The 1059-nt window shown below is 65.0% G+C and carries 1 protein-coding gene; it reads left to right on the top strand.

The window, feature by feature from the left end:
- Positions 1–37: 37 nt before the first annotated feature.
- Positions 38–1059, top strand: a 1022-nt coding sequence (locus tag KME79_RS44305) for a site-specific integrase (RefSeq protein WP_219552675.1), incomplete at its 3' end; no start/stop codon positions are given.

Genomic DNA, 1059 nt, shown 5'->3' with positions numbered 1-1059 from the left:
TGAGACGCATATCCGGGGAGTGCTCGAGAACGTGCGGATGGACAAGGTGTTCGTGCCGACCGTCGAGCGGGTGTTCAACTGGATTGATGAGAAGAACGCTGCGCTGTCGGCCGCTCGCAAGTCTGACGATCCAGCGGTACGCGCTTCGGTGCGAGGCAAGCGGATCACCGGGCCGGTGACCAAGCAGCGGGTGCGCGCGACGATCCGGACGGTGCTCGCGTCGGCTGAGCGAGAACACGTCGTCTCCTTCAACGCCGCGGCGCTGGTGAAACTGGACTCGGGCAAGAAGGCGAAAGGGGTGGTATGGACAGGCGCTCGAGTGCAGGCGTTCAACGCGGCCTACGAGGAGCTGCTGGCAGCCGAGCGCGCGGCGAAGCTCCAGCCGAAGAAGCGGCGGGAGAGATTCAAGACATGGCTGGCAACGCAGCGCCCTTCACCGGTGATGGTGTGGACGCCCGCTCAGCTGGGTGCATTTCTCGACCACGCTGCCACCGACCGGTTGTACGCGCTCTACCACCTGATCGCCTTCCGAGGCTTGCGCCGAGGTGAGGCATGCGGCGCCCGATGGGTCGATTGCGACCTGGACGAGGGCACCCTGGCGGTGTACACGCAACTGACGAACGTCGGCAGGAAGGTGCAGGAGGGGATACCGAAAACGGAGTCGTCGGATGCGATCATCGCGCTCGATCGAGGCACGCTGAAGGCCTTGCGAGAGCACCGCGAACATCAGCTCCAGGAGAGGGCGGTGTTCGGGCCGTCCTGGATCGACACAGGAAGGATGTTCACCTGGGAAGACGGCTCGGAGCTGAAGCCGGATTGGGTCAGCGACCATTTCCAGCGGCTGGTGTTCGCGGCCGGGCTGCCCCCTATCCGGCTGCACGACCTGCGGCACGGAGCGGCCACGCTGTCGCTGGCGGCGGGCAACGACATGAAGACGACGTCGTCGATGCTGCGCCACTCCAGTCAATTGATCACTTCAGATATCTACACATCAGTGCTCCCAGAGATAGCGCACGCGGCCGCGGAGGCCAGCGCGGCTCTGGTGCCACGCAGAGCGGT

It is taken from the genome of Nonomuraea harbinensis (genome assembly GCF_019396385.1).
Taxonomy (GTDB): Bacteria; Actinomycetota; Actinomycetes; order Streptosporangiales; family Streptosporangiaceae; genus Nonomuraea; species Nonomuraea ferruginea.
The sequence above is the reverse complement of the archived record's forward strand: the minus strand, read 5'-3'. Positions and strand labels throughout refer to the sequence as shown.